The organism is Roseobacter sp. HKCCA0434, assembly GCF_032464675.1.
Classification (GTDB): Bacteria; Pseudomonadota; Alphaproteobacteria; order Rhodobacterales; family Rhodobacteraceae; genus Pontivivens.
Window position 1 is genome coordinate 1 of sequence record NZ_JAWDKL010000034.1, and the last position, 12576, is coordinate 12576.

At 68.5% G+C, this 12576-nt stretch carries 17 protein-coding genes, 1 pseudogene and 1 riboswitch; of the genes and pseudogenes, 12 read left to right on the top strand and 6 right to left on the bottom strand.

Features of this window, described 5'->3' with window-relative positions:
- Positions 1-832 (top strand): annotated as a pseudogene (locus RX333_RS15795) (chromosome segregation protein SMC); the annotation flags it as partial.
- 27 nt (positions 833-859) lie between these two features.
- Here the strand turns inward: RX333_RS15795 and RX333_RS15800 are convergent.
- Positions 860-1207: a metalloregulator ArsR/SmtB family transcription factor gene (locus RX333_RS15800; RefSeq protein ID WP_316015922.1), complete on the bottom strand. Its 348-nt coding sequence runs from the start codon at positions 1205-1207 to the stop codon at positions 860-862.
- A 173-nt stretch (positions 1208-1380) separates the two neighbouring features.
- Here RX333_RS15800 and RX333_RS15805 point away from each other — a divergent pair, with 173 nt between their 5' ends.
- The 6 genes from RX333_RS15805 (at position 1381) to RX333_RS15830 (ending at position 4498) form a co-directional block, all read left to right on the top strand.
- Complete coding sequence (locus tag RX333_RS15805; protein ID WP_316015923.1) at positions 1381-1752, top strand: AtpZ/AtpI family protein; 372 nt, start codon at positions 1381-1383, stop codon at positions 1750-1752.
- A gap of 52 nt (positions 1753-1804) precedes the next feature.
- The gene (locus RX333_RS15810; protein WP_316015955.1) at positions 1805-2539 is read left to right on the top strand and encodes a F0F1 ATP synthase subunit A; all 735 of its coding nucleotides are present in this window, start codon (positions 1805-1807) and stop codon (positions 2537-2539) included.
- A gap of 60 nt (positions 2540-2599) precedes the next feature.
- Positions 2600-2836, top strand: coding sequence for a F0F1 ATP synthase subunit C (locus tag RX333_RS15815; protein ID WP_316015924.1), 237 nt, complete (start codon positions 2600-2602; stop codon positions 2834-2836).
- A 147-nt stretch (positions 2837-2983) separates the two neighbouring features.
- Positions 2984-3514: a F0F1 ATP synthase subunit B' gene (locus RX333_RS15820; protein ID WP_316015925.1), complete on the top strand. Its 531-nt coding sequence runs from the start codon at positions 2984-2986 to the stop codon at positions 3512-3514.
- Between the two features lie 10 nt (positions 3515-3524).
- Complete coding sequence (locus RX333_RS15825) at positions 3525-4016, top strand: ATP F0F1 synthase subunit B (RefSeq protein ID WP_316015926.1); 492 nt, start codon at positions 3525-3527, stop codon at positions 4014-4016.
- Positions 4017-4165: 149 nt separating this feature from the next.
- Complete coding sequence (locus RX333_RS15830) at positions 4166-4498, top strand: hypothetical protein (protein ID WP_316015927.1); 333 nt, start codon at positions 4166-4168, stop codon at positions 4496-4498.
- Between the two features lie 18 nt (positions 4499-4516).
- On the opposite strand, the gene RX333_RS15835 is transcribed toward RX333_RS15830, so the two are convergent.
- The gene (locus RX333_RS15835; protein WP_316015928.1) at positions 4517-5086 is read right to left on the bottom strand and encodes a peroxidase-related enzyme; all 570 of its coding nucleotides are present in this window, start codon (positions 5084-5086) and stop codon (positions 4517-4519) included.
- Positions 5083-5808, bottom strand: a complete 726-nt coding sequence (locus tag RX333_RS15840) for a GNAT family N-acetyltransferase (RefSeq protein WP_316015929.1) — start codon at positions 5806-5808, stop codon at positions 5083-5085. Before RX333_RS15840 ends, RX333_RS15835 begins: the two co-directional genes overlap by 4 nt.
- Positions 5809-5851: 43 nt before the next feature.
- Positions 5852-5981: riboswitch (FMN riboswitch) on the top strand.
- Positions 5982-6029: 48 nt separating this feature from the next.
- Between RX333_RS15840 and RX333_RS15845 the strand changes: the two genes are divergently transcribed.
- On the top strand, positions 6030-6506 hold the full coding sequence (locus RX333_RS15845; protein ID WP_316015930.1) for a 6,7-dimethyl-8-ribityllumazine synthase: 477 nt from the start codon (positions 6030-6032) through the stop codon (positions 6504-6506).
- Positions 6507-6892: 386 nt separating this feature from the next.
- On the opposite strand, the gene smpB is transcribed toward RX333_RS15845, so the two are convergent.
- Together smpB and dapA are read right to left on the bottom strand one after the other, a co-directional pair.
- Complete coding sequence (gene smpB / locus RX333_RS15850; RefSeq protein WP_316015931.1) at positions 6893-7372, bottom strand: SsrA-binding protein SmpB; 480 nt, start codon at positions 7370-7372, stop codon at positions 6893-6895.
- A gap of 27 nt (positions 7373-7399) precedes the next feature.
- On the bottom strand, positions 7400-8272 hold the full coding sequence (gene dapA / locus RX333_RS15855; protein ID WP_316015932.1) for a 4-hydroxy-tetrahydrodipicolinate synthase: 873 nt from the start codon (positions 8270-8272) through the stop codon (positions 7400-7402).
- Between the two features lie 151 nt (positions 8273-8423).
- On the opposite strand from dapA, the gene RX333_RS15860 reads away from it, so the two are divergent.
- A complete protein-coding gene (locus RX333_RS15860; protein ID WP_316015933.1) occupies positions 8424-10367 on the top strand; it encodes a lytic transglycosylase domain-containing protein in 1944 nt (647 codons plus the stop codon).
- Positions 10368-10400: 33 nt separating this feature from the next.
- On the opposite strand, the gene RX333_RS15865 is transcribed toward RX333_RS15860, so the two are convergent.
- Positions 10401-11267, bottom strand: a complete 867-nt coding sequence (locus RX333_RS15865; RefSeq protein ID WP_316015934.1) for a DMT family transporter — start codon at positions 11265-11267, stop codon at positions 10401-10403.
- A 32-nt stretch (positions 11268-11299) separates the two neighbouring features.
- Between RX333_RS15865 and RX333_RS15870 the strand changes: the two genes are divergently transcribed.
- The 3 genes from RX333_RS15870 to RX333_RS15880 all read left to right on the top strand — a co-directional run bounded on the left by RX333_RS15870 (position 11300) and on the right by RX333_RS15880 (position 12575).
- Positions 11300-11965 (top strand): RluA family pseudouridine synthase, encoded by a 666-nt coding sequence (locus tag RX333_RS15870; RefSeq protein WP_316015935.1) that lies wholly within the window; start codon positions 11300-11302, stop codon positions 11963-11965.
- A 65-nt stretch (positions 11966-12030) separates the two neighbouring features.
- Positions 12031-12189, top strand: a complete 159-nt coding sequence (locus tag RX333_RS15875; protein ID WP_316015936.1) for a YqaE/Pmp3 family membrane protein — start codon at positions 12031-12033, stop codon at positions 12187-12189.
- Between the two features lie 8 nt (positions 12190-12197).
- On the top strand, positions 12198-12575 hold the full coding sequence (locus RX333_RS15880) for a DUF4112 domain-containing protein (RefSeq protein ID WP_316015937.1): 378 nt from the start codon (positions 12198-12200) through the stop codon (positions 12573-12575).
- The last annotated feature ends 1 nt before the right edge of the window (position 12576 follow it).

A 12576-nucleotide genomic window follows, 5' to 3' on the forward strand; every position in this document is an offset into this window, starting at 1 on the left:
CGCCTCCGAGGCGCGCGAGGCCCGTGCCCGCGACGAGGCCCTGCGCGACGGCGCCGCCGACACGGTCGAGGCGACCGCCGCCCGCATCCGCGAGGATCTGAACCTCGCCCCCGAAACCCTGCTGGAAACGCTGGAGGCCGATCCAGACGCCATCCCGCCCGCCGAGATGATCGAGACCGACATCGCCCGCCTGCGCCGCCAGCGCGACGCGCTCGGCGCCGTCAACCTGCGCGCGGAGGAGGACGCCAAGGAGGTGCGCGAGGAGCACGACACCCTCGCCGCGGAGAAGATCGATCTGGACGCCGCGTGCGAGAAACTGCGCACCGGTATCGCCAATCTCAACCGCGAGGGGCGCGAACGGCTGCTGACCGCGTTCGAGGAGGTGAACCGCAACTTCGCGCGCCTCTTCACCCACCTGTTCGGCGGTGGCGAGGCGAACCTGGAACTGGTCGAGAGCGACGATCCGCTGGAGGCGGGGCTGGAGATCAAGTGCCAGCCGCCGGGCAAGAAGCTCTCCACCCTGTCGCTCTTGTCGGGCGGCGAGCAGACGCTGACCGCGCTCAGCCTGATCTTCGCCGTGTTCCTCGCCAACCCCTCGCCGATCTGCGTGCTGGACGAGGTGGACGCGCCGCTCGACGACGCGAACGTGGCGCGGTTCTGCGATCTGCTGGACGAGATGACCCGCACCACCTCGACCCGTTTCCTCATCATCACGCACCACGCCGTGACCATGAGCCGGATGGACCAGCTCTTCGGCGTCACGATGGCCGAGCAGGGGGTCAGTCAGCTGGTCTCGGTCGATCTGCGGCGGGCGGAGGAGCTGGTGGCCTGAGGCGGGAGCCTCCGGCGGGGATATTTTTCACGAAGCAGAAGGGGACGCGTCGAGCAGCGGGGCGAGCGCTGCTTCGAGCCGGTCGAAATCGTCCGCACCCCAGGCCCCGAACGCCTCGATCCAGCGGGCGGCGCGGGCGACACCGTCCGGGTCGAGCGTGCACCATTTCTCCCGACCGCGGCGGTGGGTGGTCACGAGGCCTGCGCGCGCGAGGATCTGGAGATGCTTGGAGATCGCGGCCAGCGTCAGGTCGAACGGTTCGGCCAGCGCGCCCACGGGCAGGTCGCCATCGACCAGCCGCGTCAGCAGCGCGCGGCGCGTCCGGTCGGCGAGGGCGGCGAAGATCGCGTCGAGCTGTCCATCGGGATCGGGCATTGCGGCACTCTGGCGGCTTCAACCTGAATCATCAACCGTTCGGTTGAATGAAGATGGCCATCGAGTTTGGCCGAGCGCGCGGGTGAGGCCAATTCACCGAATTCTGAAATTCATAAACAAATCAGTATTTTGCGCGGCGACCGCCTGTATTGACACACCCCGCCCCCCTGCCTATGGTCCGCGCAAATCGGCTGAAGGTCGGGGAGGGTCTGATGGCGGACAGGAAATCGCTCGAAGACCTCGACGCGCGGATCAAGAAGGCCCGCGCCGCCCATGCCCCGAAGCCGGTGGAGGATAGCAAGTACCACAAGGCGAACCTCGCCTGGCAGATGGTGATCGAACTGGTCGCCGGAATGATCATCGGGCTGGTGATCGGCTGGGCGCTGGATTGGCTGCTGGGAACCTTGCCCATCTTCCTTGCGATCTTCGGCATCCTGGGCTTCATCGCCGGGGTGCGGACGGCAATGCGCACCGCCAAGCAGGTGCAGGCAAGACAGGCGCGCACCGCGCGCGACGAGACATCCGCCGACGCGCGGCACGAGTGAGGGACGAGACGTGGCAACACCCGCAGAAGGCGAACTTTTCGCGATCCACCCCATGGACCAGTTCATCGTCTCCAGCCTCGATGGCGAGACGCCCGTCGGCTTCGGCGGGATCTGGATGATCACCAACCAGATGATCTGGCTGACGATCACCGTGCTGTGCATCGCGGCGCTGTTCGTCCTGGGCAGCCGCGGCCGCGCGATGGTGCCCAGCCGCATCCAGTCCGTGGGCGAGATGATCTACGGCTTCGTCTACAAGATGATCGAGGACGTCGCGGGCAAGGAAGCCACCCGCTACATGCCGCACATCATGACGCTGTTCACCTTCATCCTGTTCGCCAACCTCCTGGCCCTGATCCCGACCAGCTTCTCCGTCACCTCGCACATCGCGGCGACCGGCGTGCTGGCGCTGCTGGTCTTCGTCGGGGTGACGGTGCTGGGCTTCGTGCGCAACGGTGCGGGGTTCCTCAAGCTCTTCTGGCCGAGCGACGCGCCCGGCTGGCTGAAGCCGATCCTCGCGGTGATCGAACTGATCTCCTATTTCGTCCGCCCGGTCAGCCACTCCATCCGTCTGGCGGCCAACCTGATGGCGGGCCACGCGGTGCTCAAGGTGTTCGCGGGCTTCGCCGGCGGGCTGGCGGTGCTGACCTTCGGACCGGGCGCGATCGTGCCGATCCTCGGCATCACCGCGATCTACGGGCTGGAACTGCTGGTGGCGGTCATCCAGGCCTACGTCTTCACCATCCTGACCTGCGTCTACCTGCATGACGCATTCCATCCGGGCCACTGACGGCACCGGGGTCGGACCCTCAATCCACGAACTCTCACGCCAATCCAAAGGAGCATTCAAATGGAAGGCAATATCGGAGAACTCGGCCAGTACATCGGTGTCGGCCTCGCCGCTCTCGGCATGGGCCTCGCGGCCATCGGTGTGGGCAACGTCGCAGGCAACTTCCTGTCCGGCGCGCTTCGCAACCCGGCAGCGGCAGGCGAGCAGACCGCCACGCTGTTCATCGGCATCGCATTCGCGGAAGCGCTGGGGATCTTCTCGTTCCTCGTCGCCCTGCTGCTGATGTTCGCCGTCTGATACGGCGCTCGCCGCTTCGCCCTTGCGAGGGCGAGGCGGCTGCCCCCTTTCCGGGGCGCGATCTGACCGGCCCTTCGGGGCCGCACCCGTTTTCCGGCGGAGGGGCACCCGCTCCCGCCGCCAACCGCAAGATTTCGGAGACCCGTCATGGCGACACCTACCGTGGAAGGCGCTGAATACGAATCGGTCGGCATGCCGCAGCTTGCCATCGAGACCTTCCCCAGCCAGATCGTCTGGCTGCTGGTCGCGCTGGCCGTGATCTACTTCCTGTTCTCGCGCATCGCGCTGCCGCGCATCGGCGCGACGATCGAGGAACGTCAGGACGCCATCGCCAACGATATCGAACGGGCCGCCGACTACCGCCGCCAGGCCGATGCGGCAGAGGCCGCCTACGAGCAGGCCCTCGCCGACGCGCGGACCGAGGCGAACCGCATCGCCGATGCGACCCGCGCCGACATCCAGAAGGAGGTCGACGCCGCGATGGCCGATGCCGACGCCCAGATCTCCGCCCAGACGGCCGAGAGCGAGGCCCGTATCGCCGTGATCCGCGACGAGGCCGCCGCGGCGGTCGAGCAGGTCGCCAAGGAGACCGCGCAGGCGCTGGTCGCGGCGCTGACGCCCGAGCTCGCCGACGAGGCCGCGGTGAACGCCGCCGTCGAATCCCGCAGCCGCGCGTAAGGAGAGAGCGATGGATTTCCTCTACAACACCGACATCGTCGTCGCGATCGGCTTCGTCATCTTCCTCGCCGTGCTGGTCTATTTCGGCGCGCCCAAGATGCTGACCAAGGCGCTCGACGACCGGGCCGACAAGATCCGCGCCGACCTGGCCGAGGCCCGCGCCCTGCGCGAGGAAGCGCAGCAGGTCCTCGCGACCTACGAGCGCAAGCAGAAGGAGGTCGAGCAGGCCGCCGCCGACATCGTGACCAAGGCGAAGGCCGACGCGCAGGCCAATGCCGAGGTGGCGAAGGAGGAACTCGCGCAGTCGATCGAGCGTCGCCTCGCCGCCGCGAAGGACCAGATCGCCTCCGCCGAGGCGAACGCGATGCGCGAAGTGAAGGATCGCGCCGTCGAGGTGGCTGTGGCCGCCGCGCGCGAGGTCATCGCGCAGAAGATGGACGCCTCCCGCGCCGACGCGTTGATCGACGGCTCGATTTCCGAGGTCGGGCAGAAGCTGCACTGACCTGTCCGACATCGCCGAAGACAAGGGCCCGGAGCATTCGCTCCGGGCTTTTTCTTTTCGCACCTGCGGCATCATGCGCGGGAACAGCGTGCGCTGCAGCACGTTCCTTACCCGTGCCATGTGGCACGTTTCAGTAAGGATATTTCGACATGATGCAGTCCGATTTCGTGAGCTGGATGGCTACAGCGCCGATGAAGGTCGCCGTCGCCAATACCCGTCTCTTCACCGACATGGCCGGGGGCCGCGAGTGGTCGCAGGCCTTCGACGACTACATGCGCGCCCTGCCACTGGGTCCCGATGCGTCCTTCGCGGAGGCTGAAACGCTTCAGACCGAGGCCGAAGAGACGGTCGAGGCCGGCGCGGACGCGGCTCAGGACGCGCTCAGCAAGCAGCACGAGCTGACGCAGAAGGCCGTCGACATGGCGGAGAAGACGGCGAAGCAGAACCCCGCCGTCAAGCTCGACCCGGTGCCCAAGCACTGAGCTCTGCGCGGCGGGCGCTCAGCGACCCGCCGCGTGATATTCGGGGTTCGGCCGCATCGCGACGGCCGAACTCATCCGGTTGGACATGTTGAAGAACCCCGCCACGGCGGCGATGTCCCAAATGTCCTGGTCGGTCCAGCCCGCATCGCGCAGCGCCTGGCGGTCCGGCTCCTCCACCCGGTGGGATTCGAGCGTCATCTTCTCGACGAAGGTCAGCATGGCGCGCTGCTTGTCGGTCAATTCGGCCACGCGCCAGTTCATCACCAGCGCCTCGCCCAGTTCCGGCTTGCCCGACAGCTCCCGCACCGCCGCACCGTGCGCGACGAGGCAATAGAAGCAGCGGTTGAGCGCGCTGACGGTCACGGCGACCATCTCCCGCTCCAGCTTGGTCAGGCCGCTCTCGCCCAGCATCAACTGGTTGTACATGGCGCTGAAGGCGTCGAGCTTGGCCGTGTCGTGCGCGTAGGCTTGCAGCACGTTGGGGACGAGGCCCAGCTTCTCCTCGCAGATGGCGAAGAACTTGGCCGTGCGCTCGGGCAGCGGCTCCTCACGCGCGAGGTTCAGGGCGGTGGGGTGCGTGTCGGTCATCTGTCCTCCCGGATGCGATAGTGATAGCCGCCCCGATCCTCGAAACCGAGGCGGGCGTAGAGAGCGCGGGCCGGGGCATTGGCCTCGGTGACAAGCAGGGCAAGCCAGGGCGCGCCGTTGATGGCGGCCCAGTGCGCCGCGGCGCGGGTCAGGTCGGTGGCGAGGCCGTTGCGGCGATGCGCACCCGTCACGGTCAGGGCGTGCAGCATGGCGACGGAGCCGTGCGCGGCCACGAAGCCGGCCCCCGCGGGGCGGTCGCCGATCCGGCCCGCCAGCCAGGCCTTCGGTGCCGTTGCACGCTCCATGATCGCGAGCCGTTCCGGCCCGATGCCGTCCTCCGCCCAAATCTCCTCCATCCGCGCGACGGGGCCGTCGCCGGTGGTCGTGCGCGGGCCGCGCGGCAGGCCTTGGGCTATCGTGGCCGACGGGGCGATCAGGATGCGTGTGGGGTCCCTGAGAGCGTACCCGGCACCCTCCAGCGCCGCGTCGAGCGCCGCCTCGCCGGGGCGCACCATGACGAGCGGGCCTGCCTCCGCCGGGTCGGGGACGGCACCGCGTGTCATGGCGGTGCTGGCCGAGACGCGACTGCCGCCGCCGCCGCCGTCGCGGGTCAGCCAGTCGCCCCGCTGGCGGTAGGAGGCGGGCGGCCAGGTCGCGCCGATCGCCGCGAGGATCGTGGCGTCATCGGGTTCTGCGGTGTCGTTTGCGGCTGTGCTGTCCATGGCTCCCTTGCTAACCTGCCTCCGTCGCCTCGCATAGGGGCGGCGACGTTCTCGGGGCGGGGTGCAATTCCCCACCGGCGGTCATAGCCCGCGAGCGGCCTGCGATGCAGGTGTCAGCAGATCCGGTGAAATTCCGGGGCCGACGGTAACAGTCCGGATGCGAGAGAACGGGGGCGGTCGCGCGTTGCGGCCCGCTCTCCAATGCCCTGGGTCCGTGTCACTTGGAGCAAAGGAGAGATGAGATGACACAGGAAACCCGCTTCGCCTTCATCCGTGCCCGCTGGCACGCCAATGTAGTGGACCGCGCGCATGAAGGCTTCCTCGCCGAGCTGGAGCGGCGAGGCCAGGATGTGGCAGTCGATGTCTACGACTTGCCCGGCGCGTTCGAGATCCCGCTGCTGGCGCGGCGGCTGGCGGCGTCCGGTCGCTATGCCGCGGTGGTCGGGGCGGCCTTCGTCGTGGATGGCGGCATCTACCGGCACGATTTCGTGTCGAGCGCGGTGGTGGACGGGCTGATGCGCGCGCAGATGGACACCGACGTGCCGGTGCTGTCGGTGGTGCTGACGCCGCATAACTTCCAGGAGACGCCGCAGCACATCGCCTTCTTCGAGAGCCATTTCTTGGAGAAGGGCGCCGAGGCCGCGCGGGCCGCGCTGGCGGTGCTGAGCACGGATGCGGTGCTGAAGGCGGTGGCCTGATATCTTCCCCCTGGGGAATGGGTCTGGAGGCCTGACCATTTCCCCGTGGGGAAACCAGGGCCGGGTCGGCGGGTTTGGTCGGACGGCCGGGTTTTTCCTTTCCCCGCGGGGAAAGGGTTAATGCGGCGTTAACCTTCTTGGCGGCGAGGCCCCGGCCCGGGGGCCGGGGCGTGTAGGCGCGCATTGACGGGCCGCGGTGCGGCGATCCGACGGTTGAGCATGGCAATTTATGGCGGCCAAGTCCGTATAGCTTCGCCGCCGCGCGCCTCGATCAGCCAAATCGCCGTGCCGGGGGGCGGCCCGGCGATGCGCGGCGGGCTGGCGCCCTTGATTCCGCGCGGGGTGCAAGTCTGGCGCGCAGCCCCGGATCGGGGGCCGGGGCGGGGTCAGTTACCCAGAAGCCTTGCCTTCTGGCGCTGCCAGTCGCGCTTCTTCTCGGTGTCGCGCTTGTCCTGCTGTTTCTTGCCCTTCGCGAGGCCCAGCAGCAGCTTCGCGATGCCGCGCTCGTTGAAGTAGAGCTTCAGCGGCACCAGCGTCATGCCTTCGCGGCCGACGCCCTGCCAGAGCCGGGCGAGCTCGCGCTTCGACACCAGCAGCTTGCGGTGCCGTCGTTCCTCGTGCCCGAAGGCGCGGTTCATCGCCTGACCGAAGGGGGCCACGTAGGAGTTGATGAGCCACAGCTCGCCATTCTCGACGCTGGCATAGCTTTCGGCGATGTTGGCACCGCCCGCGCGCAGGCTCTTCACCTCGGAGCCTTGCAGCACGATGCCGGTCTCGAGCGTGTCCTCGACGGCGTAATTGTACCGCGCCTTGCGGTTCTCGGCGACGAGCTTGCCGATCTCGGAGGGTTTCTTCTTCTGTGCCATGCGCGTCAGATAGGGCGGCTGCGGGTCTTACAACAGGCCCGCATGCTCCATCGCGTTGCGGATGCGCGACTTGGTGTCCTCGGACGCGGTGACGAGGGGCAAGCGCACCTCTTCCGAACACAGGTCCAAAAGGCTCATCGCGTATTTCGTGGGCACCGGGTTCGGTTCGACGAAGGCGGCGCGGAACAGCGGGAACAGCTTGTCCTGCACCGTGAGGGCCTTTGCGTAGTCGCCATCGAGGCAGGCCTGGTGCAGCTCGGCACACAGACGCGGCGCGATGTTGCCGACGGTGGTGATGCAGCCCGAGCCGCCATGCGCGTTGACCGCCAGCGCGGTTTCGTCATTGCCGGAGAGCTGGACGAAATCCGTCCCGCAGGCGAGGCGCTGGTCGGAGATGCGGCCGACATCGCCGGTCGCGTCCTTGACGCCGATCACGCGCTCCAGCTCGGCGATCTCGCCCATCGTCGCGGGCGTCAGGTCCACGACCGAGCGGGAAGGGATGTTGTAGAGCAGGATCGGCAGGGAGCTGGCGTCGTGGATCGCGCGGAAATGCGCCACCATGCCGGCCTGGTTGGGCTTGTTGTAATAGGGGGTCACGATCAGCAGGCCGTCCGCGCCGACCTCGCCCGCGTGGCGGGCGAAGCGGATCGCCTCGACCGTGTTGTTGGAACCCGCGCCTGCGATCACGGGGATGCGGCCCGCGGCCTGTTCGACCACGATCTCGACGACCTGCTCGTGCTCCTCGTGGCTGAGCGTCGGGCTCTCGGCCGTGGTGCCTGCGGCAACGAGTCCGTGCGAGCCTTCCGCGACATGCCAGTCCACCAGCGCACGCAGCGCCTTTTCGTCGATCTTCCCGTCCGTGAAGGGGGTGATGAGCGCGGGGATCGAACCTTTGAACATCGCGGGGAGCCTCCGAAAGGGGTCTTGGCGCGCGGAAAGCAGTGCCCCGCGAAGCCGTGAGTGGAACCCGGAGTGCCGCGCCCTATCGTGGAGGGCAACAGCAATTCGGGACGTGTCGGGGGTTCTAGTGATTTTTGCGTACTTGTCGAGAATGATCCTGCCAGCGGCGGCGATGGCCGCATTGGCGATGCCGGGGGCGGCGCAGGAGCTGAGCGCTTCCGCCCGCGCGCAGGCGGTGGCGATGGTCGAGGCCGCGGATGCGCGCGACTGGGTGCGCGCCACCAATGCGGCGCGCGCCACGGGCGAGGACGTCGCCCTGCAGGTCGTGGAATGGGAGCGGCTGCGCGCGGGCAACGCCGCCTGGGCCGACTACGTCCTGTTCCTGCAGCGCAACGGCGACTGGCCGGGGCTGCCGCGGCTGCGCCGGGGTGGCGAGCCGACGATCCCCGCGAATGCACGCGCGCAGGACGTGCTGACCTTCTTCGACGGGGAGGACCCTCAATCGGGCAATGGCGTCGTTGCGCTGGCCCGTGCGCTGACCACGCTGGGGCGGGAGGACGAGGCCGAGGCGCTGGTGGCGCGGGCCTGGCGGGACTTCTCGCTCGACGGTGCGGGGGAGGCGCTGATCCTCGCCAATTACGCTGAGATCGTGACGCCCCTGCACGAGGAGCGGCTCGACAACGCGATCTGGAACGGGCGGCTGACCGAGGCGGGCCGGATGCTGGGCCGTGTGGATGCCGACTGGCAGGCGCTGGCCCGAGCAAGGATCGCGCTGCGCCGCTACGAGAACGGGGTGAACGGGCTGATCGACGAGGTGCCCGAGAGCCTGCAGGACGATCCGGGCCTCGCCTATGACCGGTTCCGCTGGCGGCGCGAGCGCAGGCTCGACACCGCGCTGGAGCTGCTGCGCGAGCGTTCGGGGTCGGCCGAGATGCTGGGCCAGCCCGAGGCCTGGGCGCGCTACCGACGCGATTACGCGCGCAGTGCGATGCGGGGGGGCAACTTCTCGCGCGCCTACGAGATCGCCTCGCGCCACGGGCTGAGCGAGGGGTCGACCTTCGCCGAGCTGGAATGGCTGTCGGGCTACCTGCAGCTGACCAAGCTGCGCAATCCCGCCACGGCGGTGCGGCATTTCGAGCGGTTCTCTGCCGCGGTGGATACGCCGATCTCGCTGGGGCGGGGCGGTTACTGGCTGGGCCGGGCGCATGACGCGGCGGGCAATGCGGCCGCGGCGCGCGAAGCCTACGCGGCTGGGGCCGAGCACCAGGTCAGCTTCTACGGCCAACTGGCCGCCGAGGAGATCGGCGCGACGGTCGATCCGACCTATGCACAGGGCGCGCCGGTGGACTGGGAGGATACCCGGCTGGCGGACGATCCGCGCTTCGTCGCGGCGGCGCTGCTCTATGCCGGGGGCGACTGGGTCAACGGGGAGCTGTTCCTGACGCGGATGCTGCTCGACCAGACGGATCCGGAGCTGATGAGCGCGATCGCGCAATTCGCCATCGACGTGGCTGGGCGCGAGGACAGCGCGGTGCGCTTGTCCAAGGTCGCGGCGCAGGAAGGCGTGACGCTGCCGCTGACGCTCTATCCGATGATGGACCTGCCGCAGCTGCCCGCGAACCTGCCCGCCGAGATGGTCATGGCCCTGTCGCGGCAGGAAAGCGAGCTGAACCCCGAGGCCGAGAGCCATGTGGGCGCGCGCGGCCTGATGCAGTTGATGCCCGGCACGGCACGGGACGTGAGCCGACAGCTCGGCATCGAATACTCGCTGGACGGGCTGAAGACCGATCCGGCTTACAACATCCGGCTGGGCACGACCTATCTCAGCGATCAGCTTTCGACCTTCGACGGCAGCTATATCATGGCCGCTGCCGCCTATAATGCGGGGCCGGGCCGTCCGCGCCAGTGGGCGCAGCGCTATGGCGACCCGCGCCGGATGAGCGTCGAGGGCGCCGTGGACTGGATCGAAAGCATCCCGTTCGACGAGACGCGCAACTACGTGATGCGCGTGCTGGAGGGGATGCATGTCTACCGCCAGCGCCTCGAAGGGGAGCCTGTGCCGCTGCGGATCGGCGCGGACATCACGCGGGGCTGAGGCCTCGGCCGCCTATGTCGCGCGCGCTGGGCCTCAGCCCACGCGGCGCGTGCGGAACAGGGTGTAGAGCCCGGCGGCCACGATCAGGCCGCCGCCCGCCAGCGTCCAGGGATCGAGCGCCTCGCCGAATACGGCGAGGCCGATGATCGTGGCGAAGACCAGCTGGAAATAGGCGAAGGGCTGCACGGTGCCCGCCTCCGCCGCCTCGTAGGTCTTGATCAGCAGCCAGTGGCCGAAGGCGCCGGTCAGGCACAGGAGGCCCATCCACGCCCAGTCGCCCCCGCGCATCGGCTCCCAGAAGAACGGGCCGACGCAGGTGATCGCCACCATTCCGGCCACCCCGGTCCAGAAGAAGGAGGTCGCCGCCGTGTCGTCGCGCGCCGCACGGCGTGTCAGCAGGCCGTAGAGCGCGAACATGAGGGCTGCGAGCAGCGGCACCAGTGCCTCTGGCGCGAAGACGCGCAGGCCGGGGCGCAGGATGATCAGCACGCCGACGAAGCCGACGCCGATCGCGACCCAGCGCCGCCAGCCGACGCTCTCGCCCAATACGGGGCCCGAAAGGGCGGCGATCAGCAGCGGGTACATGGCGAAGACGGCATGGCTCTCGATCAACCCCAGCAGGGTGAAGGCGAGGACCATGACGCAGATCTCCGACACCAGCAGCAGCCCGCGGAAGATCTGCAGCACCGGCTGCGTCGTGCGCGCGGTCGTGCGCACTCCGCCGGGACGGCTGGCGCTGAGCGCCACGACGAAGGCCGCGAAGAACCAGTAGCGGATCATCACGATCAGGATGACGTTGTATTCCGCGGCCAGGTGGCGGCTGATCCCGTCCTGCGCGGCGAAGACGAAGGTGGTGGCGATCATCAGGCCGATGCCGCGCTTGGTGTCGTTGGATTGCATCGGGGCTCCTCGCGCCTGTATCAGGAGGGCCGATGGAGCCTCGCGTCAATATCAAACCGCCGCCGATGATCGCCTACGACCCGCCGCGCGGGCCGGTCGAGGTGATCCATGCCGATGCGCATCTGCTGGTGGTGTCGAAACCGTCGGGTCTGCTGAGCGTGCCGGGCAAGAATTTCGCCGACTGCCTGGAGGCGCGGCTGCGGCTGGAGTGGCCCGAGGCGCTGCTGATCCACCGGCTCGACATGGATACGTCGGGGATCATGGTCTTCGCGCGCACGGCGCTGGCGCAGCGGCATCTCAACTGGCAGTTCGAGCGGCGGCAGGTGCGCAAGAGCTATGTCGCGCGGGTGGCGGGCCGCGTCGCGGGGCGGGCGGGGTTCGTGGCGCTGCCGCTGATCGCGGACTGGCCGAACCGGCCCCTGCAGATGGTGGATTTCGCGCGGGGCAAGCCCGCCTTCACCCGGTGGGAGGTGGAGGCGCGGGGGGCCGAGAGCACGCGGCTGGACCTCTATCCGCGCACGGGGCGCAGCCACCAGTTGCGGGTGCATTGCCTGGAGATGGGGCACCCGATCCTGGGCGACCGGTTCTATGGCGGGCCGCGCGCGTCGCGGCTGATGCTGCATGCCCGTACGCTCGACCTGCGGCACCCCGATGGCGGCGCGTGGCACAGGTTCGAGGCGCCGGTCCCCTTCGAGTAGGCGGGAACCGGGCCGGGGGGCGCGTGGTTGGTCCCGTGACATTTTTACTCACGAGGTAATTTCACATGGACCTGATCCGCATCCTCCTGTCGATCCTGCTGCCGCCGCTCGGCGTGTTCCTGCAGGTGGGCATCGGCCTGCATTTCTGGCTGAACATCCTTCTGACGATCCTGGGCTACATCCCCGGCATCGTGCACGCGATCTGGATCATCGCGCGCCGATGACCCATCCGATGACACAGCTGGACAACAGCGCGCGGCTCGCCCGTCTCGACAAGCTGGCGCGGACGCTCGACTCGAAATTCCGCATTCCGGGCACGAAGATCCGCTTCGGCTGGGACGGGATCCTCTCCATCGTGCCGGTCGCGGGCGATACCGTGGCGGGCGCGATGGCGGCCTATCTGATCTGGGAAGCCTATCAGGGCGGTGCGCGCAAGCGGACGCTGGCGAAAATGGGCGTGAATGCAGGGCTCGACTACCTGTTCGGCTCGATCCCCGTGGTCGGCACGATCTTCGACGTGGCCTACAAGGCGAACCTGAAGAATCTGGAGCTGGCGAAGGCGGAGCTGGGGCGGAACGCCCCGCCACGGGACGTGACGCCGACGGTGTGAG